Below are 26,671 nucleotides of genomic sequence, written 5' to 3' on the forward strand. Positions count from 1 at the left end.
GCCAACCGGCGGCGGCGACGCGCGCGGCCAGCCAGGCCTGCCCGTCCCACGCGCCCGCGCGGGTTTCGTTGCCCCCGCTCACGATGAGGAGCGCGGTTTTACCCGCTGCCCGATCGAGCGTGCCGATCAGCGTGCTGCCCTCGCAGGCGAACAGGAGGTGCTCGCGCCCGCTCATTTGGCCAGACCGGCCAGGTGATCGGCCACCATGTGCGCGAGTGCGCGCGCCTGGGTGGGATCTTCGGACGGCTCGGCACGCCGCCAAAGGCCGCCGCCCGGCAGTGTGGCCTGCTCGATAAGCGGGGTGTCCGGGGCTGGGGTCAGGGTTTCGAATTGCGCGAAAAATCGCGCGCCGAGCCGGTATCCGGTGAGGGTAATCCCATCGCGCAGCGCCAGTGCCGCCAACGCGTCGCGGGTTTCGCTGTACCCCGCCTCGCGCGCGCTGACGATCCGCGCGCGCAGCAACTGGCGCAGGATCGTCGCGCCACTTGTCGGGGCGTAATGCAGCGCGGGGAGGTCGGCGGGGGTGAACAGCGCGCCGCCGCGCAGGCCGAGCACCAGATCGACCTCGAAATGGGCTGCGCACATCCGTATGGCCTCCGCCCAGCGCGCGGGTGTCTGCGTTTCGAGCGGTTGCAGGCTTTCGTTGCAGCCGGGAAGATCGGGCAGCACGCTGGCGATCCCGGCCTGCGCGAGCGCGCGCATCGTCTCGACGGTGAAGCGGCGCAGCTTGTTGCCCTCGTCGAACAGCGCGGGAATGATGAGCACGCGGCCTGCGGTGCCGTTGCCCAGGCACAGCGCGTATTCGCAGGCGCTCGGACCCTTGAAAGTGGGGCAGGGCCAGAGGACCGGCGTCATCAGCGGCGGCCCGGCGCGGCTCAGGCCTTGGCGGCCTGCGCGCGCTTGGCCTGGGCAAAGGCGAGCAGGGCGCCGTAGGTCTCGAGCATTTCGCCGTCGATCTCGTCATCGTCGATGAGGATGCCGAGGCGATCCTCGATCTCGGTCAGGAGCCCGGCGACGGCCATCGAATCGAGCTCGGGCAGGTGGCCGAAAAGGCCGGTGTCCGGCTCGAAACCCGCCGCTTGGCCCGGCGCGAGGCCGAGCACGTCGGTCAGGATGGAACGCAAGGTAAGGTCGGTCGTATCAGCCATCGGATTCTCGAAGCAGGCGGTTGTGTCCAGACGGCGCGTCTAGCCGGACGCGCGATCGGCGGCAAGGCGCGCGCGGGCCTGCCGGGCCAGCAGCCGGGCGAGGCGGGGGGCGTTGGCAAGGCGCGTGGGGAGCAGCATTTCCAGGTGATAGCGCGGCTGCACGGTCTCCATCCAGTCGCGTTTGTAGGGATCATTGCCGGTGCCGAAATCGATCTGGCGCACCGTGTCCACGTCGATGGCGTGGCGAAACAGCGCCGCGCTCAGCACCGAACCGGGCGAGAGCGCGCGCGCTCTCTCCCGGTGGGCGAGCTTGTGGATATAGGCCGTGCCGCCCTCGATGGTCCACATCTGCGCGGCGATGGGCGGGGCGGTGGGAGCCGCCTTGTCGTAGGCGAGGCCAAGCCGTAGCCGTCCGGCAGCGCCTTCGGCCTGGGCAAAGGCGCGCAGGAAGGCGGGGCTGCCTTCGGCGCCTTTCCAGCTTTCGGCATAGATCGCCTCGTAAGCCTCCCAGGCCCCGGCATCGAAGCGGGTGAGGATGCGGGTGTCGACTTTGCCCGCCTTGCGTCTCAGCGTCGTGCGCAAGGGGCCGGGGCGGGTGGCGAGGTAGCTTTGGTAATCGCGCCCGGCGAGATCGAGCGTGTGGTTGGTGTCGCAGGCACGCGATGATACCCACCATCCGGCGCGCCGGAACGCGCGTTCGAGCGCCTGCGCGCTGCCGTCCTCGGCGGGAACCGGGCTTAGCGTAATGTGCCGCGCGGCGCGCTTGAGATCGCGGGCGAGGCGTTCGAGCAGGTCTTCGTGCTCGGCGCCGATCGGGCGAAAGCGGAAGGTGTACCAGTTGGCGAGCGCGGTCAGATGGCCGGGCCCGGCGGGCATGAGCGCGAGCAGCGCGCAGCGCTCCCCATCGAGCGCGGCGTGGAGCGATCCGTCCAGCCCACAATGCTGGCTCAGCGCCTGCCACCAGGCCAGCCGGTCGAACGGCGCATGTTCACAGGCGGAGGAAAGCCTGTGCCCAAGCGCGCTGGTGGGTTGGACTTCGCGCACGTCGCGGTGATAAGCGGTGGCGACAACCGAAGTGTTCATGATTGTGCGGTTATCTCCAAGGCCATGAGTGCGATGCCCCTTCCTACGCCAGCCGGCGATCGGCCCGCAACGCCGCGTCCGATCGATCATGTCATCGCGCATCAGCCCGATGCCGCGCCCGCGCTGGTGCTGCGCGAAGGGGTGTTGGACTACAAGGCCTTAAGATCGCGTGTCGCGCTTCTTGCAGGCTGGCTGAGGGCCGAAGTCGGTGAGCCCGGCGCGCGCGTCGCCAGCTGGGCGGCGAAGGGCGAACTGACCTGCCTCCTGCCGCTTGCGGCGGCGCGTGCAGGGTTGGTCCACGTTCCGGTCAACCCGCTGCTCAAGCGCGCGCAAGTCGCGCATATTCTGGGCGACAGCGGTGCCGCAATGCTGATCGCGACGCCGGCGCGCGCGGCGACGCTGGGTGAGGGCGACGTGCCCGAGCGGTGCCGGGTGATCGCGGAAGGCGAGGCGCTTGCGGCGGCCTTCACGCGCGATGCGGTGCTTGAGGCCTCGACGGCCGACCCGCAAGCGCTGGCCGCGATCCTTTACACCAGCGGCTCGACCGGGCGGCCCAAGGGGGTCATGCTCAGCCACGCCAACCTCTGGCTGGGGGCCGAGAGCGTGGCGTCCTATCTCGAACTGACCGAGGCCGACCGCACGCTCGCGGTGCTGCCTTTCGCGTTCGACTACGGGCAGAACCAGCTCTTTTCGACCTGGCTTGCCGGTGGCTGTGTGGTCCCGCTCGATTATCTCTTGCCGCGCGACGTGGTGAAGGCGGTGGACCGCCACGCGATCACCACGCTGGCGGCCGTTCCGCCGCTGTGGGTCCAGTTGTGTGAACTCGACTGGCCGCGCGCGGTCGCCGCGCAGCTTTGCCGTCTCACCAACAGCGGGGGCGCGCTCAGCGTCGATCTCGTCCGGCGGCTGCGCGCCATGTTTCCCGAAGCACGGCTCTTTGCGATGTACGGGCTGACCGAGGCGTTTCGCTCGACCTATCTCGACCCGGCGCTGATCGATGCGCGGCCGACCTCGATGGGCAAGGCCGTCCCCCACGCCGAAGTGCTGGTGATCGATGATGCGGGCGCTATCGCCGCCGACGGTGCCGAAGGCGAACTGGTCCATTGCGGCCCGCTCGTCGCTCAGGGCTATTGGCAGGACACAGAGCGCACCGCCGAGCGCTACCGTCCCGCGCCCGCCGCTTCGCGCTATGGCGGGATCGCGGTCTGGTCGGGCGACCGGGTGCGCCGCGATGGCGAGGGGTTCCTGACTTTCGTCGGGCGGCGCGATGCGATGATCAAGAGCGCGGGCAATCGCATCAGCCCACAGGAAATCGAGGATGTGGCGCTGGCCAGCGGGCTGGTGGCCGAGGCGGTGGCGCTGGGCCTTCCCGACGCGCGTCTGGGCGAGGCGGTTCACCTCGTCGTGCGCGCGGCGCCTTCAGCCGAAGCGGCGGCCGACGAATTGCCCCGCCGCCTGATGCAGGACCTGCCCAACTTCATGCACCCCAAGGCCATCCACTGGCGCGCCGCGCTTCCCATCGGCCCCAACGGTAAGATCGATCGGACAGGGCTCAAGACCGCGCTTCTCCAGGCGCTTGACGAAGGAGCACGCGGATGAAGCCGCTCGGCCCGATCCCGCCCGGCTTCGAGAGTATCGGGGGTGTTCTTGCCATCGCTGGGCAACCGGTGACGCAGCTGGTCGAGGCCGCCGGGCAGACCCCGCTGTTCGTTTACAGTAGCCAGCGTATCCGCGCGCGGATCGCCGAATTTCGCGCCGCGATGCCCGCGCGTCTGGCGCTGCATTACGCGATCAAGGCCAACCCCTTCGCGCCGATCCTCGATCTGATGCAGGGCCTGGTCGACGGGTTCGACATCGCCTCGGGCGGGGAGCTGCGCGCGATGCTGGCGGCGGGCGTCGACGGGGCGCGGATAAGCTTTGCCGGGCCGGGCAAGCGCGACGCCGAGATCGAGGCGGCGATCGTCCACGGCGTGACGCTCAACCTGGAATCCGAGGGCGAGGCCGCGCGCGCCTTCGCGCTGGCCGACCGACTGGGCATGACCCCGCGGCTGGCGCTGCGGGTCAATCCCGATTTCGACCTCAAGGGCTCGGGCATGAAGATGGGCGGCGGGGCCAAGCCTTTCGGCGTCGATGCCGACCGGGCCGGAGCGCTGGTGCGCACCATCCTTGACAGCGGGGCCGAGTGGTGCGGCTTTCACATCTTTGCCGGGAGCCAGGCGCTCGACGCGGGGGCGATCGCGGAAACGCAAGGGCGCACGCTCGATCTTGCCGCGCGGCTGGGTGAGGAGAGCGGGGTCGCCGTGCCCCGCTGCAACCTGGGCGGCGGGCTGGGCATCCCCTACTTCGCCTCCGATACCCCGGTGGACCTTGGCGACGTGGGCGCGCGGCTGGGCGAGCGCTTCGAGACGCTGCCCGAGGTGCTCGCCGGGACACGCTTCTGCATGGAACTGGGGCGCTATCTGGTGGGTGAGGCGGGGGTCTATCTCACCCGCATTCTCGATCGCAAGACGAGCCATGGCGAGACCTTTCTGGTTACCGACGGGGGGTTGCACCACCAGCTCGCGGCCTCGGGCAATTTTGGTACGGTGGTCCGGCGCAATTACCCATGCGCCATCGCCACGCGCTTTGACGCGCCGGTCGAGGAAGAGGCTTCGATCGTCGGGTGCCTGTGCACCCCGCTCGACAAGCTTGCCGAAAAGGGCGGATTCCCGCGGGCCGAGGTGGGCGATCTGGTGGCGGTGTTCTGCGCCGGAGCCTATGGCGCCAGCGCCAGCCCGGCCCTGTTTCTGGGGCAGGGGCCAGCGCTGGAAAGACTGGTCTGAACGCGGCGCACCACTTTGGGTTATCAAGTGTCTCGATTTGGGACCGTCCAAGAGTTAGTGCGTAAAGCTAACGCAATGTTCACCCTTTTTCGGGATAGGGCATAGTTGGATTTTGCCCGGTCTTGCCCGTGCTCCGCGACGTTTTCGCGAAGCGGGAAGGCACGACGGGTGAAAAATAGGGAAGAGTTCATGTTGTTTAACCGCCTTGCCGGACTTGTGACCAGCTGCGCGATCGGTTGCCTGACCTTGTCGGGTTGCGCGGGCTCCTCGGGTGTTCCCGAGCTGCCGCCCGCGACCTTCGTTGCCATGCAGGAAGGGCCGGGCGAGGAATACGTGATCGGACCGCTCGACAACTTGACGATTTTCGTGTGGCGCAACCCGGACCTCAGCACCAAGGTTCAGGTCCGCCCCGACGGGCGCATCACCACGCCCCTCATCACCGACATGCCCGCCGTGGGCAAGACCCCCTCGATGCTGGCCGAGGACATCCGTCTCCAGCTTTCGCAGTATATCGAGGACCCGCTGGTCTCGGTCATCGTCGACAGTTTCTCGGGCACCTTCAGCCAGCAGATCCGCGTGGTGGGGGCGACCGCGAAGCCGGCATCGATCCCGTATCGCGCGAACATGACCGTGCTCGATGCGATGATCGCGGTGGGCGGCCTGTCCGAATACGCTGCGGGCAACCGCGCGCGGCTGATCCGCTTCGACAAGACCACGGGCAAGCAGAAGGAATACCGCCTGCGCCTGTCCGACCTGCTCAAGGATGGCGACAGCAAGGCCAACGTGATGCTCGCGCCGGGCGATGTGATCATTATCCCTGAGAGCATGTTCTGAGGAAGCGCGCGGCGTCATGAACACCCTCTACGAAGAACTGCTCGCAGCGCTCCACTCGGTCTGGCACCGGCGCTGGATCGCGCTGGGATGCGCCTGGGCGATTTGCCTGGTGGGGTGGCTGGCGGTGGCGCTCATTCCCAATTCCTACCAGTCGAGCGCGCGCATCTTCATCCAGCTCGACGATGCGCTTGCGCAGCAGGTGGGGATCGGCGTTGCCGACAAGAAGCGCGACATTGAACGCATCCGCCAGACGCTGACCAGCGCGGTCAACCTGGAGAAGGTGGTGCGCGCGACGCGGCTGGGCGACAGCATCGATTCGCCCAAGCAGATGGAAGCGGCAGTCCTGGCCCTGGGCAAGACCGTCTCGGTCACCTCGCAGCAGGACAATCTGTTCGAGATCAAGGCGACCGCGAACAAGTCCTCGTTCTCCGATGCCGAAAACGCGAGGCTCGCCCAGAACGTCGCGCAAAAGCTGATCGACATCTTCCGCGAGGAAAACCTCTCGGGCAATCGCGGCGACATGGCCGAGAGCATGCAGTTCCTCAACCAGCAGCTCAAGCAGCGCGAGAGCGAGCTGGAAGCGGCCGAATCGAAACGCTCCGCGTTCGAGGCGCAACATCCCGAAATGGCCGATGGCGGCTCGATGGCAGGGCAGCGGCTCGAATCCGCGCAGGCCGAAATGCGCGGGGTCGATGCCGACCTCGCCGCCGCGCAGAGCGCCAAGGCCGCGATCGTCGGCCAGATCGCCAGCACGCCCCGGATGCTGCCCGGCGGCGATACGCCCGGTTCGGCGCAGGCCGCGCTGATGAAGGCGCAGTCCGATCTTGCCGGCATGCGCGCGCGTGGCCTCACCGAGAACCACCCCGACGTGATTGCCGCACGCAACCAGGTCGCGCAGCTCAAGGTCGCGGCCGCGGCCGAAGTGCGCACCGGCAGCGCGGGCGTGCCCAATCCGGCCTACACCTCGCTCCAGTCGATCCTGGCCGAACGCACCGCCAACGTGCAGGCGCTGATCTCGCGCCGTGCGGCGCTGGAATCCAATGTCGCGAGCATGACCGCGGCGGCCATTTCCAATCCCGAACTCGCCGCCGACGCGAAGCGGATCGCGCGCGACTACGACGTGCTGCGCCAGCAATACGACAAGCTCCTGCAGGACCGCGAGGAACTGCGCATTCGCGGCGAGGTCAAGACCGAGCGTGAGGCGGTCAAGTTCGAGGTTGTTGATCCGCCCACGACACCGCGCACCCCGGTTGCGCCCAACCGTCCGCTGCTGCTGGTGGGCGTGCTGATCGTGGGGCTGGGCGGCGGCTGTGCGCTGGCGTTCGGCTTAAGCAAGGTGCGTTCGGTCTTTGCCACGACATCCGGGCTCGAGCGCGCGACGGGGCTTCCCGTACTCGGCGCGATCTCGCAGAACCTGACCGATCAGGTGAAGGCGCTGCGGCGGCGGCGTCTGAAGTATTTCTACGGGGCCTCGGCCGCGCTGGGGTGTCTGTTGCTGGTCTTGCTGGCGGTGGAATTCGTCCAGCGGGGCATGGTGGCGTGAGCGGGGACAGCGACATGAGCGAACAGAGCAAGAAGCCGGTCCCCCAGGACACGACCAACGGGCCCCGCGACGACGCCCCCGTCGGCGGAACCGCGCCGGACGGCGAAGGCGAAGGGGAAGGCGCGGGCGATGCCTCGCCGAACCCGCGCGGCTCGTTGATCGAGCGCGCCGCGCGCCGGTTCGATTTCGGCAGCTTCATCGCGCGTCCCGACCCCTTGCCGCCCGAAGTCGCGGCCAAGGCCGCCGCGCGCAGCAAGGCCAAGATCGTGCGCAACGACAACGCGCCGGGCGCGCGGGTGAGCGAGGAGGCGGCCGCGCCGACCAGCGCACCGGCTTCGACGCCGCTTCCTGTTACGCCGCCGCCCGCAGCCGAGCCCGACCCGGTCGTGGAACCGGTGGTGTTTTCTGCAACGCGCCATCCCATCGACCGCGCGCGGCTGCGCGACAGCGGCCTGATCGTGCCCGAGGGGCAGGTGACGACGCTTCTGGAAGAGTTCCGCATCGTCAAGCGCCAGCTCCTGCTCCAGGCCGCCGACCTGCGCCGCCAGAAGGCCGGACCGATCGCGCAGCGTGTGCTGATCGGTTCGCCGCATCCGGGCGAGGGCAAGACTTACTGCGCGCTCAACCTCGCGCTCTCGATCGCGGCGGAAAAGGAAAGCGACGTGCTGCTTGTCGACGCTGATTTCGCCAAGCCGTCGGTGCTCTCGATGCTCGGCCTGCCCGGTGGGCCGGGTCTGATGGATGCGCTGGTCGATCCGGCGCTCGACGTTGCCGATTTCGTGCTCGGCACCGATATTCCGGGGCTATGGGTGCTTCCTGCGGGCGAGGATACCAACACCGACAGCGAATACCTGTCCAGTTCGCGCGCCAAACGGGTCCTCGACCGGCTCACCCAGGGGGCGCCCAACCGCATTGTGATCTTCGATTCGCCCCCGGCGCTCGCGGCATCGCCCGCAGCCGAACTGGCCAAGCATGTCGGCCAGGCGGTGGTCATCGTGCGCGCCGACAAGACCGGACAGGGCGCGCTCGAGGATGCGATCAAGTTGCTGGAGGGGTGCCCCAACGTCCAGCTCCTGCTCAATGCGGTGCAGTTCAGCCCCAGCGGACGGCGGTTCGGTTCCTATTATGGGTACAAGGACTGATGGCGATGCGCGTTTCCTTCGGTCTCTCCACGCGCTGCGCGCTTGGTGCGCTGGTGCTGGCCGTGCCCGCCGTACCCGCAACGCTGTTTGCGCAGACGCTGGGATACGATACCGGATCGGGATCGGATGCCGGTTCGGCGCTCGACTCCGGTGGGACGAGCCCGTCGGGCAAGGTCGGGCACAGCTCCAGGCGCAAGTTCGAGGTGACGCCTTACATCGAGGTCGATCAGGTCGTGACCGCGCAGCTTTCACCGGGCGATGACGTGCTCACCTACACCCAGCTTTCCGCCGGGGTGGACGCGGCGATCAGCGGGCGCAACACCGCGATTGCCGTCTCGGCGCGTTACGCCCGCCAGATCGGCTGGGGCAAGACGCGCGATGCGGACCTCGTGAGCGGGGTCGCACGCGCCTCGACGCTGATTACGCCCGGCCTCTCGCTCGACGCGGGGGCGCTTGCGACGCAGATGGACTATTCGGGTTCGGGCACGCGCGGCAGCGACCGGCAGACCTATTCGGTCTATGGTGGTCCGGCGGTAAAGACGCAGGTCGGCAAGCTCGACGTCGCGGGCAGCTATCGCCTGGGATACACCCGCATTGATCAGAACAACGCCTATCAAGCCAGCGCGGACAGCGATCCTGTCGACGTGATCTATGACAGCGTGATCCAGTCGGCCGATCTCCAGGCCGGGTTCGCACCGGGCACAATCGCACCGGTGGGCCTTGGCGTCGGGGGCAGCTTCTACCAGGAGGATATGTCCGCCTACGACCAGCGCGTGCGCGACATGCAGGCGCGCGCGATGGTGACCGTGCCGGTCAACCGCACGACGCGGGTCGTGGGCGCGATCGGTTACGAGGATGTCGAAATCTCCAACCGCGACGTGCTCTACGATGGCGATGGCAATGCGGTGGTCGGCAGCGATGGCCAGTACGTCACCGACAAGAGTTCGCCGCGCCAGCTCTCCTATGATGTTTCGGGCATCCTGTGGGACGTTGCGGTGATGTGGCGGCCAAGCCCGCGCACCTCGCTTTCGGCGCATTTCGGGCGGCGTTACGGTTCGACCAGTTTTGGCGGAACGCTCGCCTATTCGCCCGACGATCGCAAGCATCTGGGCATCACTGTCTATGACAACGTCGCCGGGTTCGGTGGACAGGTGAACAACGCGCTTGCCAGCCTGTCGGACGATTTCGAGGCGGTGCGCGATCCGGTGACGGGCGAGCTGAGCGGCTGTGTCGATACGCTTGCAGGCAGCAACTGCCTGACCGGCGTGCTGGGCGCGGTGCGCTCCTCGGCGTTCCGGGCGCGCGGCGTGGCGGCAAGCTATACCATGCAGATCGGCCGCCTGCGCGCCGGGCTCGGGCTTGGGTACGACCGGCGCCGCTATCTCGGCGCCGAGGACACGATCCTGGCCAGTGCGAACGGCACGGTCGATGAAAACTACTGGATCACGGCCTATCTCTCGGGGCCGCTCGGCCGCCGGGCGGGGTGGTCCACCACGGCTTATGCCAACTGGATCGTGTCGAACTACGCGGCGCAATCGGATGTTTCCGCATTTGGCGCTTCTGCGGCATACTACCGTCTGATTACCCCGCGCCTGCGCGGATCGGTGGCGCTGTCCCTGTACGGAGTGAGCTATGACGAGATCTCGCTTGACGATATCTGGTCGGCGTCCGCGCTGGCTGGCCTGCGCTACAACTTCTGAGTTCGAGGGAGACCTTCGCGATGTTCGATGATTTTTACGGGCTCGAGGCACGCCCCTTCCAGCTCACCCCCGATCCCACGTTCTATTTCGAGAGCGTGACCCACCGCAAGGCGCTGTCCTATCTCGGCTACGGCCTCGCGCAGGGCGAAGGGTTCGTGGCGATAACCGGGGAGATCGGCTCGGGCAAGTCGACGCTGGTCGCCTACCTCATGGCGACGATCGATCCGGGCCGCATGACGGCCGCCAACGTGGTGACCAGCGCGCTCGACGGGGAGGAGATCATCCATGTCGTCGCGCGCGCCTTCGGGCTCGCGGTCGATGGGCACGACAAGGCGTCCGCGCTGGCCGCGATCGAGACCTTCCTGCACGAGGAAGCGCGCGCCGGGCGCCGTTCGCTGCTGATCGTCGATGAGGCGCAGAACCTCTCGATCACCGCGCTTGAAGAGCTGCGCATGCTCTCCAACTTCCAGCTTGGCTCGCACCCGCTGCTCCAGACGCTGCTGCTTGGCCAGCCCGAATTTCGCACCACGCTGATGGAGAGCGACCGGCTCGAGCAATTGCGCCAGCGCGTGATCGCCACCCACCATCTCACCGCGATGCAGCCCAAGGAAGTCCAGGCCTATATCGAGCACCGCCTGTCGTGCGTGGGCTGGAAGGGCAATCCCAGCTTCGACCAGCGCGTGTTCTCGGGGATCTACGAGGCGACCGGCGGCATTCCGCGCCGGATCAACCAGCTTGCCAACCGGCTGTTGCTGCTTGGTTCGGTCGACCAGCGCACCCGGATCGACAGTGCGATGCTCACGCAAGTGCTCGACGAGATGAAGGACGATGGCACGATTGGCCACGGCTACGAACCGGGCGCCGAGGGCGCCGAGCCGCAGCGCGCCTTCGACGCGCCCACTGCCTCGGCCGCGCTGCCCACCGCAACCCAGCTGTTCCAGGCCGATCGCGCCGCCGCTGCGGCCGGAAGCGGCGAGGCGGGTGCAGTGCGTTCACTGGAGGAAGCCGCTCCGGCCGGGCCATCCACGCCGGGTGGCGGCGGGCTCGATGCGGCCGCGGCCGTGGCGCTGATCGAGAACGCGCTGGCCGATCGCGATGCCCAGATTTCCGAGCTTCAGCAGGCCGTCGTCGAACTCGCCAACGCGGCCGAGCAGCGGGAGGCCGCGCGCGCCGAAGCGGACGATGGCGTCGATGGCGCGGCCACGGCCGAACTCGTCGCCGCGCTCCAGGCGCAGCTTGCCGACGTGACCACGCACGCAACCCAGCTCGAAGCCCGGCTGGGCGAGCAGGAGCGCACCTTGCGCCACGTGCTGACGATGCTGATCGAATGGATCGAGAGCGGCGAAGGGCAGCGCACGGCGGCGTGATCCCACGGGCATCGTGGCCGGGCGCAGGCGCCCGTGCGGACAGGACCAAGGGCGCAACGGAGGTTCGCACCCCATGAACGGGCAAATGCAGGCAGCGGCGCGCGGCGCGCCGGTCAACGGCCTCTCGGTCGACGTCGAGGACTGGTTCCAGGTCGGCGCGTTCGAGACCGTGATTACGCGCGAGGACTGGGCGGGGCTCTCGCTGCGGGTGGAGCGCAATTGCGATGCTATCCTGGCCTTGTTCGCCGATGCGGGGGTTCAGGCCACCTTTTTCACGCTGGGCTGGATCGCCGAGCGCGCGCCTGCGATGATGCGCCGCATCGCCGCGGCCGGGCACGAAATCGCCAGCCATGGCTGGGATCATGAACGCGTGTTCCGCATGACCCCGGAGACTTTCCGCGCCGATCTGGCGCGCAGCCGCAAGACGATCGAGGATGCCTCGGGTGTGGTGGTGCGCGGTTACCGCGCGCCCAGCTTCTCGATCGACGCGCGCACCCCCTGGGCGCACCGGGTGCTGGCCGAGGAAGGCTATGCCTACAGCTCGAGCGTGGCGCCGGTGGTCCACGATCACTACGGCTGGCGCGAGGCGCCGCGCTTTGCGTTCCATCCGGTCGATGGGCACGATCTGCTCGAAATTCCGGTGACCACCGCGCGGCTCGGCGAACGGCGGCTGGCAGCGGGCGGCGGCGGTTTCTTCCGCGTCCTGCCTTATGGTTTTACCCGCTGGGCGATTGCGCAAGTCAACCGCGAGGAAGGGCGCCCGGCGGTGTTTTATTTCCACCCCTGGGAGATCGATCCCGAGCAGCCGCGCGTCGCCGGGGCGCCGCTGCGCTCGCGCTTCCGCCACTACACCAACCTCGCGCGCATGGAGGCCAAGCTGCGCCGTCTGACCCGTGATTTCGCGTGGGGGCGGATGGACGAACTCGCCCGGCGCGAAGCGGAAAACCCGGTCAGGATGGCGGCGTGAACGCGCCGTTCGCGATAGGCATGTTGCGGGAACGCCTCGTTGATCTCAGCGATCCCAACGAGATTGCCCGGCTCGAGGCGTTCGTGGCGCTTCATGACGAAGGAACGCCGTTCCACCGTCCGGCCTGGTTCGTTTCGGTCGCCCGCGCGACGGGAAACACGGCCTATGCGCTGGTGCAGGAACGCGGGGGCGAGCTTGTCGCGCTGATGCCGCTCGACCATGTCGTATCGCCGGTGTTCGGCGCGGTGCTTGCGTCCTCGGGCTTCGCCGTGGGCGGGGGGCTGCTGGCCAGCGAAGGCGCCGATCCACCCGCGCTGTTCGCCGCGCTCGAGGAACTGGCGGCCCGCCTTGCTTGTCCCGCGATCGAACTGCGTGGGGGGACTTTGCCCCAAGCGGCTGGCGGCTGGGCGCTGCAAGGCGCCTCGCACTGCAATTTCGCGCGTGATCTTGCCACGGACGATGCGGCCGAACTGACCGCGATCCCGCGCAAGCAGCGCGCCGAAGTGCGCAAGAGCCTGGCGGGCGATCTCACCGTGCATGTCGGCCGCGGCGAAGCCGATCGCGCCGCGCATTACGCGGTGTTCTGCGAGAGTTACCGCAACCTTGGCACTCCGGTCTTTCCGCGCGCGTTGCTTGACAGCGTACTTGATGGTTTTGGCGAGGAGGCTGACATCCTCACCGTGACCCACGAAGGCCGCGCGGTGGCCAGCGTGCTCAGCGTTTACCATCAAGGCGCGGTGATGCCCTATTGGGGCGGGGGCACCTGGGAGGCGCGCCGTTTGCGGGCCAACGATCGGATGTATTACGAACTGATGCTCCACGCGCGCCGGCGCGGCATGACGCGGTTCGATTTCGGCCGCTCCAAGACCCAGAGCGGTGCCTACCATTTCAAGCGCAACTGGGGCTTCGAGCCGGAGCCACTGACCTATGCCAGTTGGACCGCGCCCGGTGCGCCGCGCCGCGAGGCCAATCCGGCCAGCGCCAAGCTCGCCTTGCAGATCCGCCTTTGGCAGCGTTTGCCGCTGGGGCTTGCCAACCGGCTTGGTCCGATTATCGCGCGCGGCATCGGCTGAGGACGGTACGAGCCCGTGGGCGATATCCTGTTCCTGGCACACCGCCTGCCGTTCCCGCCCGATCGCGGGGACAAGATCCGCTCGCACCACGTGCTGCGTGCGCTGGCCGGGCGTGCGCGGGTTCACGTCGCGACCTTTGCCGACGATGCGGCCGACTGGGCGCATGAGGGCGAACTGGCCAGGCTGGCTGAAAGCCACTGCCTCGTCGCGCGGCGCAAGCCCCTGGCGTGCGCGGCGGGCGAGGCGCTGCTTCGCCGCCGCCCGGTCAGCCTTTGCGCCTTTCACGATGCCCGGATCGCGGGCTATGTCGCCCGCGTGCTCGCCCGGCATCCGGTCTCGGCAATCTACATTTTCTCGGGCCAGATGGCGCAATACGTCCCGAAGGATTTCCAGGGACGTGTGGTGGCCGATCTGGTCGACGTCGATTCGGCCAAGTTCGAAGCTTACGCCAAGGCCGGGCACGGTCCGCGAGCCTGGCTGGAAGCGCGTGAGGCCCGGCTGCTCGCGGCCGAAGAGGCGCGCATCGCCGCGCGGGCTGATGCAACGCTCCTGGTCAGCGAGGCCGAGGCCGAACTGCTGCGCGCACGCCTGCCGCAGCCGCTCGCCTCGGTCCACGCGATGGGCAACGGGATCGATGCCGAGACCTTCAGGCCGGGGGCGGTGATGGCCGATCCGGGCATGGCCGAGGCCGGTTTCCCGCGTCTCGTCTTTACCGGGCAGATGGATTATGCCCCCAACGTCGAGGCCGTGCTGCGCGCCGCCCACGCTGTTCTCCCCGCGGTTCGTGCGGTTTTTCCCGAGGCGAGCCTGCACATCGTCGGGCGCAATCCCACGCGCGAGGTCGAAGCGCTGGGCGCAATCGGGGGCGTTACGGTGTGGGGCCGCGTTGCCGACGTGCGCCCGTTCCTCGCCGCAGCCGACATGGCGCTGGTGCCGCTGTCCATCGCGCGCGGGGTCCAGAACAAGGTGCTCGAAGCGATGGCCATGGGCCTTCCCGTGGTCCTTTCGCGCGGGGCCGCCACCGGTATTGCGGCAAGTGATGGGCGCCACTGGCGTATCGCGGGCAGCGATGCCGCGCTGGCCGAGGCGGTGATTGCGCTTGCCAGCGCTCCGGCGCAGGCACGCGCGATGGGCGATGCCGCCCGCCAGTGGATCGTTGCCAACGCCAGCTGGTCCGCCGCGCTCGCCGGGCTGGGCTCATGGTGTGGGCTGGGCGAGGATGATCGCAGGGCTGAGGAAAGGGTTTACGGTGGCTGACACGGGATCTGCGGGCTCCGCCCCGATCATGCGCGGTCTTGCCATCGTGCCGGGCTGGCGCGTGCCGCTCGTTCGGCTGGGCGCCTTGTGGCTGCTCCTCTTCGTGGTCTTCGCGTCCGACTGGATGGCGATGGTGCGCCAGTGGTGGGATATTTCCACCTACAACCACATGATCCTGATCCCGATCGTCGAGGTCTGGCTGGTCTGGCAGCGGCGCCGGGAACTGGCGCAGCTGGAGCCGGCGGCTTCGGCGCTTGGCCTCGTGCTTTTTGCAGGAGCGGCGCTGCTGTGGCTGCTGGGCGGCGTATCGGGCTTCGATCTCGTGCGCCAGGCGGGCGCCGTGGCGCTGCTCGCGGCCAGCGTGCCACTGCTGCTGGGCCTGCGGGTGAGCGCCGCGCTGCTTTTCCCGCTGTGCTATCTCGTGTTCATCGTTCCCTTCGGCGAAGAGATGGTGAAGTCGCTCCAGACGATCACCGCGCACATCACCATCGCTCTTACCCATGCCAGCGGCATTCCGGCGGTGATCGACGGGGTCTTCATTGATACCCCCGCCGGGCTGTTCGAAGTGGCCGAGGCCTGTTCGGGCGTAAAGTTCCTCATCGCGATGATCGCTTTTGGCGTGCTTGCGGCCAATGTCTGTTTCGTCAGCTGGCGGCGGCGCGGCGTGCTCCTGCTCGCCTGTCTCGTCGTTCCGATCCTCGCCAACGGGGTGCGCGCCTGGGGGACGATCTACGCGGCGCAGATCGTCGGTACGCGGGTTGCGGCCGGGTTTGACCACATCGTCTATGGCTGGTTCTTCTTTGCCATCGTGCTGGCGCTGGTGATCCTGGGGGCCTGGCGCTTCTTCGACCGGCCGAGCGAGGCGCCGATGATCGACATTGCCGCGCTGCGTGCCAATAGGGTGCTGGCGCGGGCCGAACGGCGCATGCGGCTAAGCCCGGTCCTGGCGCTTGCGTTGTGCCTTGCGGCGCTCGCGGGGGTCAAGCTGTGGGCCTATCGCGGCGATCATCTGGCCGCGCCCTTGCCCGCGCGGATCGTCTTGCCCGACGTGCCCGGCTGGACGCGGGTGCCCTACGCGCCGAGCGTGTGGTGGGAACCGCTCGCCCAGGGGAGCGAGCACCGCCTGCTGGGGCGCTACGCCGATGCCTCCGGCGCGACGGTCGATGTCTTCGTCGCGCTCTATTCGGGACAAGGCGAAGGGCGCGAGGCGGGGGGCTTCGGGCAGGGGGCGCTGACCCCCGAGACGTCCTGGTCGTGGCAGTCCTCGGCACCGGGGATCGAGCAGGGGCGGGGCGAACGTCTGCTCGCCGAAGGGCGGGTCGAGCGTCTGGCGCAGACCTGGTATCGCAACGGCGGGCTGCTTTCGGGCAGCAATCTCGAGCTCAAGCTGGCGGTCATCGCCGACCAGATGGCGCTGCGCGCCGAACCGACGACGCTGCTGATCCTGTCGGCCGAAGAAGGCGAGCGGCACGACGCTGCCGCGCGTATCGCGCGGTTTCGCGCGGCGAGCGGGCCGCTTGCCAGCTGGATAGACCGCATCGCGGCAGGACGATAGGAGAGGCGCCATGTGCGGAATTGCCGGTATCTTCCACCTCGATACGCCCAAGCCCGTCGATCCCGCGCGGCTGAGCGCGATGTGCGATGCCCTGGCCCACCGCGGGCCGGATGGAGAGGGGATCTGGACCGGGCCGGGTGTCGGGCTCGGCCACCGCCGGCTCTCGATCATCGATCTGGCCGGTTCGCCGCAGCCCATGGCCGCAGCGGACGCGCGTGCGATGCTCGTCTTCAACGGCGAAATCTACAACTACCGCGAGCTGCGCGCCGAGCTCAAGGCGATGGGGGCGGTGTTCCGCACCGATGGCGACAGCGAGGTGATCCTGGCCGCCTGGCAGCGCTGGGGCCCCGAATGCGTCACGCGGCTCGAGGGCATGTTCGCCTTCGCGCTTTACGACTGCGAGGCGCGTACATTGTTCCTGGCGCGTGACCGTCTCGGGGTGAAGCCGCTCCACTATGCGCAGCTGAGCAACGGCAGTCTGATCTTCGGTTCCGAACTCAAGGCCTTGCTTGCCCACCCGCTGATGCGGCGCGAGATCGACCCGCTGGCGGTCGAGGACTATCTGACCTGGGGCTATGTCCCCGACAGCCGCGCGTTTCTCAAGAACGTGCACAAGATGCCCGCGGGCCATTGGCTGCTGCTGCGTCACGGCGCGCCGCTGCCCGCGCCCAGCCAGTGGTGGGATGTCTCCTTCGCCGATCGCCACAAGGGCAAGGCGCAGGATCTCGAAGCCGAGCTGCTCTACCATCTGCGCCGGGCGGTCGAATCGCGCATGGTCGCGGACGTGCCGCTGGGGGCCTTCCTGTCGGGCGGGGTGGACAGCTCGAGCGTGGTCGCGCTGATGGCCGAAATCAGCCATCAGTCCGTGCGCACCTGCTCGATCGGGTTCGATAGCGCCGCGCTCGACGAAAGCGCCTATGCCAGCAAGGTCGCGCAGCTGTTCGGCACCGATCACGCCACGCGGGTGGTGTCGGCGGACGATTACGGCGCGATCGACCAGCTCGCCGAGATGTTCGACGAGCCCTTTGCCGATGCCTCGGCGCTGCCGACCTGGCGGGTGTGCCAGCTCGCGCGCGAATCGGTCACCGTCGCGCTGTCGGGCGATGGTGCGGACGAGGCGCTGGCGGGGTATCGGCGGCATATCTTCCAGCATGGCGAGGATCGCGTGCGCGCGCTGCTGCCCCAGGCGTTGCGCGCGCCGGTGTTCGGCGGGCTCGGCGCGATCTACCCCAAGGCCGACTGGGCGCCGCGAGCGCTGCGCGCGAAAACGACGCTGCTGGCGCTCGCCGGGAGCAGTGAGGAAGGCTATGCGCGCGCGCTGGCCTATGCCCCGCCCGAGCTGCGTAGCCGCCTCTACACGCCTGATTTCGAGCGTCTGCGCGGCGATTATCGTGCCGAACAGCCGCTTATCGATCGAATGCGCGCGGCGCCCGCGCGATCGGGGCTGGATCGGGCGCAATACGCCGATCTCAAGGTCTGGCTGCCCGGCGACATCCTCACCAAGACCGACCGGACGAGCATGGCGGTCAGCCTGGAAGCGCGCGAACCTCTGCTCGATCACCGTCTGATCGAGTTTGCGGCCGGTCTGCCCGAATCGCTGCGCGTGCGCGGGAGGCAGGGCAAGTGGCTGATGAAGCGGGCGATGGCGCGCAGCCTGCCCGACGAGGTCCTCTATCGCCCCAAGCAGGGTTTCGTGACACCGATCGCGCAATGGTTTCGCGGCCCGTTGCGCGAAACGGCCCGTGGTATCGCCTCGGGCAAGGCGCTTGCGGCGACGGGATGGTTCGATTCCGCCCGGCTTGAGGGGATGGTCGAGGCGCATATCGCGGGCCAGGCCGATTATGCACGTCTGTTGTGGCAACTTACGATGCTCGATCGGTCGTTTACCAAGTTGGGACTTGGCTGAATCGCAAGCGTTTTCGGGTTTTTGGTCCGATTTGCGTCCGAGAGGCGCGGACCTTGGTTAACTACACATATTCTTAGGAACTTACGGTTACTCCGGAGAAACCTAGCGTCACCACGGGACGTCCATGACGAAGATTGGTTTCATTTCCGAGGCACCGGAGCGGCATGCGGCCGCGGTGATGCTGCACGTCGATTGCCTTTCGACCCCACGGCCCGGACAGGGGAGCCCGTTCTGAGATGATGGCCCGATTGCGCCAGATCTGGAAAAGCGCGCGCTTCCGTATCGTCTTCTGGGCGACGGTAACCGGCCTCGTGCTGGGCACGAGCGGGCTCAGCGTCATTGTCGAGGACGTGCTGCGCAACTTCCGCACGCCGCTGCGCCTGCACCCGTCGAACGGTCGCATCGTGATGGTGCTGCTCGACGATCGAACGCTCGAAGCCCTTGATTCGCTGGACGTGAATCGTGGAGACGACGCGCAGGTTCTCAATTCGCTGCTGAAGGCCGGGGCAAGGCGCATTTTCTTCGATCGCCGCATTCCCGATCAGTCCACGCCGGCGCAGAGCGCCCGGTTTCTCGATGTTCTGCGCAGCAACCGGGGTAAGGTTTTCATTGGCGCCTTGCCCAGTGGCGATGGCCCGGTGGGCAATTATGCGGGACGGCTGCCCAAAAAGCAGTTCGTCGATGCATCCAGCCTGATCTCGCTGCTGACCCTGCACCATCCGTTCAATCTCGGGTTGGAGATTCCCTACTCATCGGAGAGTCCCTACGGACGAATTCCGACGCTTTCGGCCAAGATCGCCGGCGTTAGCAAGGGAACGAATGAACTCTTCCTTCCCGACTTTTCGATCGATGTCCGCTCGATCCCCGGCCTCAGCTACATCGACGTCCTGAACGGGAATTTCGATCCATCGACCGTGCGCGGCAAGGACATCATCATCGCGCCGGCTGCGGTTACCTACAACGACATCCACAAGGTCCCTGGACAGTATGGGACGATCCCCGGCGGCTATCTTCAGGCGATCGCTGCAGAAACCCTGATGCAGGGGCTACCCCGCAATTATGGCTGGCTACTGCCGCTGTTAATCGTCGTTGCGATCATCGTCACCGGTACGGGCCGCGGCCGCGTGCTCGACTGGAAGCGTTCGGCCGCGCTGCTGACCGTCATCGTTGCCGCGCCGTTCCTGCTCGACTACCTGCGCATTCGCATGGACGTGGCGCCCGCGCTTGTGGTCGCGATGATCGCGGTCCTGCGTATGCGCAGCCTGGATCGTGTCGAAGTCGCGAGCGAGACCAACACCGGCTCGGGCTTGCCGAGCGTTCAGGCGCTGCGCAATTCGGACGAGAAGTCCAACCGCATCCTGGTCGCCCTCAAGATCCGCAATTACGGCGCGATCATCGGCAGCTTTGCCGAAACCGTCGAGGCGAGCGTCGCGCGCGAGATCGTGCGCCGCATCCGGATCAGCGACGACACGGTAACGGTCTACCACGAAGGCGGCATGTTCATGTGGCTGTCCTCGATCCGCAGCACGTTCGATCTGTTCGAGAACCTCGAGGGGCTTCACCGGATCGTTCAGAACGGCATTCAGGTCGGCGGGCTCGACATCGACCTGTCGTTCAACTGCGGTGTCGATTCCGAATTCGATCGCCCGCTGTCGGCGCGCGTTGCCGGAGCGATGCAGTCGGCCGAGGAAGCCGTGCGCAACGACGAACTGGTCTACCAGCACGACAGCCGCAAGCACGAGGCGCAGTGGGAAATCTCGTTGCTGACCTCGCTTGACCGCGCGATCGACAATGGCGAGGTCTGGGTTGCCTACCAGCCCAAGTTCGACTTGCGCGAAAGTCGCATCTGCGGCGCCGAAGCGCTGGTACGCTGGACACACCCCGATCGCGGGCCGATCTCGCCCGAGAAGTTCATCCGGATCGCCGAGGAGTTCCATCGGATCGAGCGGATCACGCGTTTCGTCGTCGACGATGCGGTGCGGTGCGGGGTGGAGATGATGCGCAAGGGCATCGACATGACGATGTCGGTCAACATCTCGGCGCAACTGCTGCGCAATCCCGGCCTGCCGGGGATGATCTCGGACATTCTGGCGGTCCATGGCCTGCCGAGCGACCGCCTGATCCTCGAAATCACCGAGACCGACCGGCTCGACCGCAGCTCGCGCACGTACCAGATGCTCCAGCGCCTGGTGCATTCGGGGCTGCGGCTGTCGATCGACGATTTCGGCACCGGCAACGCGACCCTCGAATACTTGCGCTACCTGCCGGCGAGCGAGGTCAAGATCGACCGTTCGTTCGTCTCGCTGATGGAGACCAGCAAGGAAGATCTGGTCCTGGTGCAGTCGATCATCGACATGGCCCATTCGCTCGACCGTACCGTGGTGGCCGAAGGGGTTGAGACCGCGCGGGGCATGGAAATGCTCAAGGAGCGGGGGTGTGACATCGTCCAGGGCTACTATATCGGCCGTCCAGTCCCGTTTCGGGACATGCTGGAGCGGGTTACAGGAAATTCACACCGCCAAATTGGTTAAAAATTCGTTGATACATCGTTAACGGATCGTTATCCATGTTAGCTGTCGCAGATAAGCGACGGTTCACATGGGGAAATGCAATGTTTGGTGGTTATTGGTGGGGCGCTCTCGGCGCCTAATTGGACGCTGAAATGATGTTTTCGGACATCATTGCCCAATAAACGAAAGGCCCTCGGGAGACTTTAGCGAGTTTTCCGAGGGTTTTTCTTTGGGTTTGACCGGGGCTTTTTGCGCCCTTTATTCGAAATTAACCGTGATGTCGGTCACGATGCGGCTCGAATTGCATCGATGATGGACAAGTTTTGACGAGATTTTACGCCCGGCATGGGTTTCGCTGGATCGTTTCGTTAGCTAACCGATTCGCGAATGGTAACGCGAAAGCGGGCGATCAACTGTCGCCGTGGCCCATTGCCAGGTAGTCCGCGCTCTGCATCTCGTTGAGGCGGCTGACGGTCCGCTCGAATTCGAAGCGGCCGGTCCCGGCTTCGTAGAGCTCTTCAGGCGCGGCATCCGCTGCCGCGATCAGCTTGACCTTGTTTTCGTAGAGCGCGTCGATCAGCGTGACGAAACGCGCGGCCTCGTTGCGGCGATCGGGGCCCATGCGCGGAATGCCGACGATGATGACCGTGTGATAGGCGCGCGCAATGGCCAGATAGTCCGAAGCGCCGCGCGCTTCGGCGCACAGGCGCTTGAAGCTGAAGACGCCCACGCCCTTGAGGCTCTTGGGGACGTGCAGCATGCGCCCGCCACCCACGTCGATGTCCGCGGGCGGGACATGGTCGGCATCTTCGGGCGGGTAGTCGGTCAGGCGGTAGAAGGCCTCGCGGGTCTGTTCGGTCGCTTCTTCGCCCAGCGGGGTGTGCCAGGTCGCCATGCCGCCCAGGCGCTCCAGTCGATAGTCCGTCGGGCCGTTGAGCGTCAGCACGTCGAGCTCACGCTCGATGAGGGCGATGAACGGGAGGAAGTGCTCGCGGTTGAGCCCGTCCTTGTAGAGATCCTTGGGCGCGCGGTTCGACGTCGTCACGATGGTCACGCCTTCCTCGAGGATGAGGTGGGTGAACAGCCGACTCATGATCATCGCATCGGCCGAATTGTTGACGACCATCTCGTCGAAGGCCAGGCACTGCAGGTTGCGCGCCAGTGTGGCGGCCACCGGCGGAATCGGATCGCCGCTTTCCTTTTTGCGCTCCTCGTTGAGCAGCGCATGCACTTCAAGCATGAAGGCGTGGAAGTGGACGCGGCGCTTGTCGGGAATGTCGAGCGTCTGGTGGAACAGGTCCATCAGCATCGACTTGCCACGCCCCACGCCGCCCCACATGTAGACCCCGCGGGGGCTCTGGGGCTTCTTGCCCAGCAGCTTGCCGAGAAAGCCCGTCGAACTGCGCGCCTTGTAGAAGTCGCGCTGGAGCTGGTTCAGCCGTTCGGCCGCTGCGGCCTGCTCGGGGTCGGCGCGCAGTTCGCCCGTCGCCACAAGCGCTTCGTAGCGTTCGAGCATCGCCGTCACAGCGTGTGCACCCCGGTCGCCATGGGCAGGACCAATCCTGCCATGGCGTCATGAGAAAAGGCACGGCGAGACATGGCGCAGCGGACGCGGTAAGCCAGCGGAACGGACCGGACGCCGATCAGATCTGGCGCTCGGCCTGCATCTTCTTGATTTCGGCGATGGCGCGCGCGGGCGAAAGGCCCTTGGGGCACACGTTCGAGCAGTTCATGATCGTGTGGCAGCGGTAGAGGCGGAACGGATCTTCCAGCTCGTCGAGGCGCTCACCGGTCATTTCGTCGCGGCTGTCGGCCAGCCAGCGGTAAGCCTGGAGCAGAATGGCGGGGCCAAGGAACTTGTCCGAGTTCCACCAGTAGCTCGGGCACGACGTCGAGCAGCAGGCGCACAGGATGCACTCGTAGAGACCGTCGAGCTTTTCACGCTGCTCGGGGGTCTGGAGGCGTTCCTTGCCCGAAGGCGTCGTCGAAACGGTCTGCAGCCAGGGGCGGATCGAGGCGTACTGCGCGTAGAAATGCGTGAAGTCGGGAACAAGGTCCTTGACCACGTCCATGTGCGGCAGCGGCGTGATGCGCACGTTGCCCTTGAGGTCTTCGATCGCGGTCGTGCAGGCCAGGCCATTGGCGCCGTTGATGTTCATCGCGCACGAACCGCAGATGCCTTCGCGGCACGAACGGCGGAAGGTGAGCGTGGGGTCCTGCTCGCTCTTCATCTTGATGAGCGCGTCGAGAACCATCGGGCCGCAGTTGTCGAGGTCGATCTCGAAAGTGTCGTAGCGCGGGTTTTCACCCGAGTCCGGGTCGTAGCGATAGACGGTGAACTTCTTGACGCGGGTCGCACCTTCGGCCTTGTGGACGTGGCCCTGCTTCTTGATCTTGCTGTTGGCCGGAAGGGTGAACTGCGCCATGAACGAATCCCCGTTATCTTGCATTGCGGCATACGCCGCGTCGTTGCTTCCCCTCTAGCGATTCAACCGCGTGGGGCAAGGGGGGCTGAGTGCGTTCGTTGCATTTCCCGGCGCTTAAAGCGGGGCTAAGGGCGGTTTGCGCGCTCTGGGGAAGGGTGCTGCGAGTCCAGGTGCCAACCTGTCGGACCTTTTTGGGATATCGGTAATGGCTGCCGCGCGTGAGTCGTTGCGTGTCGTTCGCAATTGCAGGAGAGCGCTGCCTTGCATGATGTGGCTGCGCGCGGCGCAGCTGCAAAAAGGCCCCCCGATCGCTCGGGAGGCCTTTTCGTTTTTTGGGCCTGGTGCGGCGTGAGCCGACCGGCGGCGATTATTCGCCGAAGGTGCGCTGCCACCATCCCCGGCGCGGCGCGGCGGCTTCGTTTGCCGCGTCGGCTTCGGCCGGGGTCTCGGCTTCGGCTTCAGCTTCGACGGGCGCCGCGGCTTCGGGCGCCGGGGCGGTGCTGGTCACTGCGTCGTCGGTCGCTTCCTTGGCAACCGGTTCCGCCTTCTTGCGGCGCGTGCGCTTGGGCTTCACTTCGGCTTCGGCCGGAGCGGCTTCCGCTTCGGCGGGTGCCTCTTCGGCAGCCGGCTCAGCCTTCTTGCGGCGGGTGCGCTTGGGCTTGGGCTTTTCCTCCGCATCGGCCGGAGCGGCTTCGGCAACCGCTTCGACGGCGGCTTCCTCGGCAACGGGCTCGACCTTCTTGCGGCGGGTGCGTTTGGGCTTGGGCTTTTCCTCCGCTTCGACGGGCGCGACTTCGGCGGCCGCTTCTGCGGGTGCTTCCTCGGTCACGGCCTCGGCTGCGACCGGTTCGGCCTTCTTGCGGCGCGTGCGGGCCCGCTTGGGCTTGGGGGCGGCCTCTTCGGCAACCTCGGCCACGGCTTCGGGCTCGGCAGCCACGTCTGCTTCGACGGTCACGTCGGGCTCGGCTGCAGGGGCGGGAGCGTCCTCGGCAAAAGCGTCAGCGGACGGCTCGCCGTCCTCGTTTGCTTCGGCATCGCTGCCGTCCTCGGCAAGCGTTTCGCCTTCACCCTCGGCGTTGCGGCGGCCACGGCGACGGCGGCCACCACGGCGACGGCGCTTGCGCGGCGCGTCGGCGTCTTCGGCGGCTGCCTGGGAAGGCGCCTCGTCGGTTTCGTCCTCGGTGCCTTCGTCCGCGTCGTCGGCGGGTTCAACGGCGTCATCCGCCGTCTCCACGCCGTCCTCGCGGCGGTCGCGGCCGCCACGGTTGCGGCGGCGCTTGCGGCGCTTGCTGCGGCGCGCGTTGCCATCGTCCTCGTCGGCTTCGCGCAGTTCCTCGGCTTCGAACTCCTCGTCCTCTTCCTCGGGATAGTCGTCGTCCTCGACGTCCTGTGCGATCGGGTCGAAGCGCGGCACGAAGTCGTTGCGCGGGCCCGACGAGCCAACGCGCATCTTGGCGCCTTCGTTCTCACCCTCGGGGATGACCTCGACGGCCACGCCGTAGCGCGCCTCGATGTCGGCGAGGTCCGCGCGCTTGGCGTTGAGCAGATACACGGCCGCTTCGGTGCTGGCGAAGAGCGAGATGACCACACCCTTGCCCTTGGCCGCTTCGTCCTCGATCAGGCGCAGCGCCGAAAGGCCGGCCGAACTGGCGGTGCGCACGAGGCCGCTGCCATCGCAGTGCGGGCACGAACGGGTGGTCGCCTCGAGCACGCCGGTGCGCAGGCGCTGGCGGCTCATTTCCATGAGGCCGAAGCTCGAGATGCGGCCGACCTGGATGCGCGCGCGGTCGTTCTTGAGCGCGTCCTTCATCGCCTTCTCGACCTTGCGCACGTTCGAGCCGTACTCCATGTCGATGAAGTCGATCACGACGAGGCCGGCCATGTCGCGCAGGCGCAGCTGGCGGGCGATTTCACGCGCCGCCTCGAGGTTGGTGGCGACCGCCGTCTGCTCGATGCCGTGCTCCTTGGTGGCGCGGCCCGAGTTGATGTCGATCGAGACCAGCGCCTCGGTCGGGTTGATGACGATGTAGCCACCCGACTTGAGCTGCACGACGGGGTCGTACATCGCGGTCAGCTGGTCTTCGGCGCCGTAGCGCTGGAACAGCGGAACGGGGTCCGAGTAGGGCTTCACGCGGCGTGCATGGCTGGGCATGAGCAGCTTCATGAAGTCCTTGGCGGCGCGGAAGCCTTCCTCGCCCTCGACGACGACTTCCTCGATCTCGCGGTTGTAGATGTCGCGGATCGCGCGCTTGACCAGGTCACTGTCCGAATGGATCAGCGCGGGGGCGGCCGAGTGGAGCGTCTTTTCGCGCAGTTCGTCCCACAGGCGGGCGAGGTAATCGAAGTCGCGCTTGATTTCGGTCTTGGTGCGCTGGAGGCCCGCGGTGCGCACGATGCAGCCCATCGAGCGGGGCAGGTTGAGCTCCGCGATGATCGACTTGAGGCGCTTGCGGTCCGACGCCGAGCTGATCTTGCGGCTGATGCCGCCGCCGTGGCTCGAATTGGGCATGAGTACGCAGTAACGGCCAGCGAGGCTGAGGTAGGTGGTGAGCGCCGCGCCCTTGTTGCCGCGCTCTTCCTTGACAACCTGAACCAGCAGCACCTGGCGGCGGTGGATCACGTCCTGGATCTTGTAACGGCGGCGCAGCGCGAGGCGCTTGGAACGCAGTTCCTCGGCTTCCTTCGAGCGCGCCTTGCCCTGGCGGCGGCGACCACGACGGCCACGCCCGTCCGAGCGCTCCGTATCGTCGTCTTCGTCGCTGTCTTCGAAGCCCTTTTCGACCGCGCCGTCCTCGATCGTGGCGACATCGTCCTTCTCGGACGTGTCGACTTCGGTCAGGCCGCCGTCTTCGTAGTCTTCGCCGTTGTCCTCGTCCTCGTCGTCATCGGCCTCGCTGGCGCGCAGCGCGGCTTCTTCCTCGGCGTGCGCGGCTTCCTCGGCGAGGAGGGCTTCACGGTCTTCCTTGGGAATCTGGTAGTAGTCGGGGTGAATTTCGCTGAAGGCGAGGAAACCGTGACGGTTGCCGCCGAAGTCCACGAACGCGGCCTGCAGCGAAGGCTCCACGCGGGTAACCTTCGCGAGGTAGATGTTGCCCTTTATCTGCTTGCGTTCGGTCGATTCGAAATCGAACTCTTCAATGCGATTTCCCTTGAGTACCGCCACCCGCGTTTCTTCCGGGTGGCGCGCATCGATGAGCATGCGCGTTGCCATTGGTAATTCTCCGGACGCGCCGCCGTCCGGCCGGATCAGCCTGGAGAGCGCGTCGATTGTCATGGTGGCCGCCGGGATATGTCTGGCAAGGGTCCGTGAGCGGACCCGCTTTCCCGTTAGCGGCCGG

19 protein-coding genes and 1 pseudogene are annotated in these 26,671 nt (G+C 67.0%); 13 read left to right on the forward strand and 7 right to left on the reverse strand.

Annotation, left to right across the window (positions count from 1 at the left end; all coding sequences use genetic code 11):
- The 4 genes and pseudogenes from MTR62_RS02875 to MTR62_RS02890 all read right to left on the reverse strand — a co-directional run.
- Nucleotides 1–175, reverse strand: a pseudogene (locus tag MTR62_RS02875) (hydrolase 1, exosortase A system-associated); the annotation flags it as partial.
- Complete coding sequence (locus tag MTR62_RS02880; protein ID WP_244016779.1) at nt 172–855, reverse strand: alpha/beta hydrolase family protein; 684 nt, start codon at nt 853–855, stop codon at nt 172–174. The gene MTR62_RS02880 and the pseudogene MTR62_RS02875, both read right to left, overlap by 4 nt.
- A gap of 20 nt (nt 856–875) precedes the next feature.
- Nucleotides 876–1,148, reverse strand: a complete 273-nt coding sequence (locus MTR62_RS02885; RefSeq protein ID WP_244016780.1) for an acyl carrier protein — start codon at nt 1,146–1,148, stop codon at nt 876–878.
- Nucleotides 1,149–1,187: 39 nt separating this feature from the next.
- Complete coding sequence (locus tag MTR62_RS02890) at nt 1,188–2,231, reverse strand: GNAT family N-acetyltransferase (RefSeq protein WP_244016781.1); 1,044 nt, start codon at nt 2,229–2,231, stop codon at nt 1,188–1,190.
- Nucleotides 2,232–2,264: 33 nt separating this feature from the next.
- Here MTR62_RS02890 and MTR62_RS02895 point away from each other — a divergent pair, with 33 nt between their 5' ends.
- The 13 genes from MTR62_RS02895 to MTR62_RS02955 all read left to right on the forward strand — a co-directional run bounded on the left by MTR62_RS02895 (nt 2,265) and on the right by MTR62_RS02955 (nt 20,928).
- The gene (locus MTR62_RS02895) at nt 2,265–3,830 is read left to right on the forward strand and encodes an acyl-CoA ligase (AMP-forming), exosortase A system-associated (protein WP_244016782.1); all 1,566 of its coding nucleotides are present in this window, start codon (nt 2,265–2,267) and stop codon (nt 3,828–3,830) included.
- Nucleotides 3,827–5,053, forward strand: a complete 1,227-nt coding sequence (locus tag MTR62_RS02900; RefSeq protein WP_244016783.1) for a pyridoxal-dependent decarboxylase, exosortase A system-associated — start codon at nt 3,827–3,829, stop codon at nt 5,051–5,053. Before MTR62_RS02895 ends, MTR62_RS02900 begins: the two co-directional genes overlap by 4 nt.
- Nucleotides 5,054–5,242: 189 nt before the next feature.
- Nucleotides 5,243–5,887 (forward strand): XrtA/PEP-CTERM system exopolysaccharide export protein, encoded by a 645-nt coding sequence (locus MTR62_RS02905; protein WP_244016784.1) that lies wholly within the window; start codon nt 5,243–5,245, stop codon nt 5,885–5,887.
- 16 nt (nt 5,888–5,903) lie between these two features.
- On the forward strand, nt 5,904–7,430 hold the full coding sequence (locus MTR62_RS02910) for an XrtA system polysaccharide chain length determinant (protein ID WP_244016785.1): 1,527 nt from the start codon (nt 5,904–5,906) through the stop codon (nt 7,428–7,430).
- Nucleotides 7,427–8,572, forward strand: a complete 1,146-nt coding sequence (locus MTR62_RS02915; protein WP_244016786.1) for a P-loop NTPase family protein — start codon at nt 7,427–7,429, stop codon at nt 8,570–8,572. Before MTR62_RS02910 ends, MTR62_RS02915 begins: the two co-directional genes overlap by 4 nt.
- A gap of 5 nt (nt 8,573–8,577) precedes the next feature.
- On the forward strand, nt 8,578–10,272 hold the full coding sequence (locus MTR62_RS02920; protein ID WP_244016787.1) for a TonB-dependent receptor: 1,695 nt from the start codon (nt 8,578–8,580) through the stop codon (nt 10,270–10,272).
- Between the two features lie 20 nt (nt 10,273–10,292).
- Complete coding sequence (locus MTR62_RS02925; protein ID WP_244016788.1) at nt 10,293–11,639, forward strand: XrtA/PEP-CTERM system-associated ATPase; 1,347 nt, start codon at nt 10,293–10,295, stop codon at nt 11,637–11,639.
- Between the two features lie 73 nt (nt 11,640–11,712).
- Entirely contained in the window at nt 11,713–12,606 is an 894-nt protein-coding gene (locus tag MTR62_RS02930; protein WP_407672587.1) for an XrtA system polysaccharide deacetylase, read from the forward strand.
- On the forward strand, nt 12,603–13,679 hold the full coding sequence (locus MTR62_RS02935) for a FemAB family XrtA/PEP-CTERM system-associated protein (protein ID WP_244016789.1): 1,077 nt from the start codon (nt 12,603–12,605) through the stop codon (nt 13,677–13,679). The genes MTR62_RS02930 and MTR62_RS02935 overlap by 4 nt, the downstream gene beginning before the upstream one ends.
- 15 nt (nt 13,680–13,694) lie before the next feature.
- Nucleotides 13,695–14,936, forward strand: coding sequence for a TIGR03087 family PEP-CTERM/XrtA system glycosyltransferase (locus MTR62_RS02940; RefSeq protein ID WP_244016790.1), 1,242 nt, complete (start codon nt 13,695–13,697; stop codon nt 14,934–14,936).
- The gene (gene xrtA / locus MTR62_RS02945) at nt 14,929–16,491 is read left to right on the forward strand and encodes an exosortase A (protein ID WP_244016791.1); all 1,563 of its coding nucleotides are present in this window, start codon (nt 14,929–14,931) and stop codon (nt 16,489–16,491) included. The genes MTR62_RS02940 and xrtA overlap by 8 nt, the downstream gene beginning before the upstream one ends.
- Before the next feature lie 10 nt (nt 16,492–16,501).
- Nucleotides 16,502–18,397, forward strand: coding sequence for an XrtA/PEP-CTERM system amidotransferase (locus MTR62_RS02950; protein WP_244016792.1), 1,896 nt, complete (start codon nt 16,502–16,504; stop codon nt 18,395–18,397).
- A gap of 236 nt (nt 18,398–18,633) precedes the next feature.
- Nucleotides 18,634–20,928 carry an EAL domain-containing protein gene (locus MTR62_RS02955; protein WP_244016793.1) on the forward strand — a complete coding sequence of 765 codons (2,295 nt, stop codon included), beginning with the start codon at nt 18,634–18,636 and terminating at the stop codon, nt 20,926–20,928.
- Between the two features lie 388 nt (nt 20,929–21,316).
- Here MTR62_RS02955 and zapE read toward each other — a convergent pair whose 3' ends face one another.
- The 3 genes from zapE to MTR62_RS02970 all read right to left on the reverse strand — a co-directional run bounded on the left by zapE (nt 21,317) and on the right by MTR62_RS02970 (nt 26,544).
- A complete protein-coding gene (gene zapE, locus MTR62_RS02960; RefSeq protein WP_244016794.1) occupies nt 21,317–22,432 on the reverse strand; it encodes a cell division protein ZapE in 1,116 nt (371 codons plus the stop codon).
- Between the two features lie 118 nt (nt 22,433–22,550).
- Nucleotides 22,551–23,333 (reverse strand): succinate dehydrogenase iron-sulfur subunit, encoded by a 783-nt coding sequence (locus tag MTR62_RS02965; RefSeq protein WP_244016795.1) that lies wholly within the window; start codon nt 23,331–23,333, stop codon nt 22,551–22,553.
- Between the two features lie 367 nt (nt 23,334–23,700).
- Nucleotides 23,701–26,544, reverse strand: a complete 2,844-nt coding sequence (locus MTR62_RS02970) for an Rne/Rng family ribonuclease (protein WP_244016796.1) — start codon at nt 26,542–26,544, stop codon at nt 23,701–23,703.
- Nucleotides 26,545–26,671: the final 127 nt, after the last annotated feature.

Source organism: Novosphingobium organovorum, from assembly GCF_022832435.1.
Taxonomy (GTDB): domain Bacteria; phylum Pseudomonadota; class Alphaproteobacteria; order Sphingomonadales; family Sphingomonadaceae; genus Novosphingobium; species Novosphingobium organovorum.

Coding starts and splice junctions, on each gene's coding strand:
- MTR62_RS02925 (WP_244016788.1), top strand. CDS start 10,293: ATGTTCGATGATTTTTACGGGCTCGAGGCACGCCCCTTCCAGCTCACC.
- MTR62_RS02920 (WP_244016787.1), top strand. CDS start 8,578: ATGCGCGTTTCCTTCGGTCTCTCCACGCGCTGCGCGCTTGGTGCGCTG.
- MTR62_RS02970 (WP_244016796.1), bottom strand. CDS start 26,544: ATGGCAACGCGCATGCTCATCGATGCGCGCCACCCGGAAGAAACGCGG.
- MTR62_RS02895 (WP_244016782.1), top strand. CDS start 2,265: ATGCCCCTTCCTACGCCAGCCGGCGATCGGCCCGCAACGCCGCGTCCG.
- MTR62_RS02930 (WP_407672587.1), top strand. CDS start 11,713: ATGAACGGGCAAATGCAGGCAGCGGCGCGCGGCGCGCCGGTCAACGGC.
- MTR62_RS02965 (WP_244016795.1), bottom strand. CDS start 23,333: ATGGCGCAGTTCACCCTTCCGGCCAACAGCAAGATCAAGAAGCAGGGC.
- MTR62_RS02905 (WP_244016784.1), top strand. CDS start 5,243: ATGTTGTTTAACCGCCTTGCCGGACTTGTGACCAGCTGCGCGATCGGT.
- MTR62_RS02880 (WP_244016779.1), bottom strand. CDS start 855: ATGACGCCGGTCCTCTGGCCCTGCCCCACTTTCAAGGGTCCGAGCGCC.
- MTR62_RS02900 (WP_244016783.1), top strand. CDS start 3,827: ATGAAGCCGCTCGGCCCGATCCCGCCCGGCTTCGAGAGTATCGGGGGT.
- MTR62_RS02885 (WP_244016780.1), bottom strand. CDS start 1,148: ATGGCTGATACGACCGACCTTACCTTGCGTTCCATCCTGACCGACGTG.
- MTR62_RS02950 (WP_244016792.1), top strand. CDS start 16,502: ATGTGCGGAATTGCCGGTATCTTCCACCTCGATACGCCCAAGCCCGTC.
- MTR62_RS02890 (WP_244016781.1), bottom strand. CDS start 2,231: ATGAACACTTCGGTTGTCGCCACCGCTTATCACCGCGACGTGCGCGAA.
- MTR62_RS02955 (WP_244016793.1), top strand. CDS start 18,634: ATGATGGCCCGATTGCGCCAGATCTGGAAAAGCGCGCGCTTCCGTATC.
- MTR62_RS02910 (WP_244016785.1), top strand. CDS start 5,904: ATGAACACCCTCTACGAAGAACTGCTCGCAGCGCTCCACTCGGTCTGG.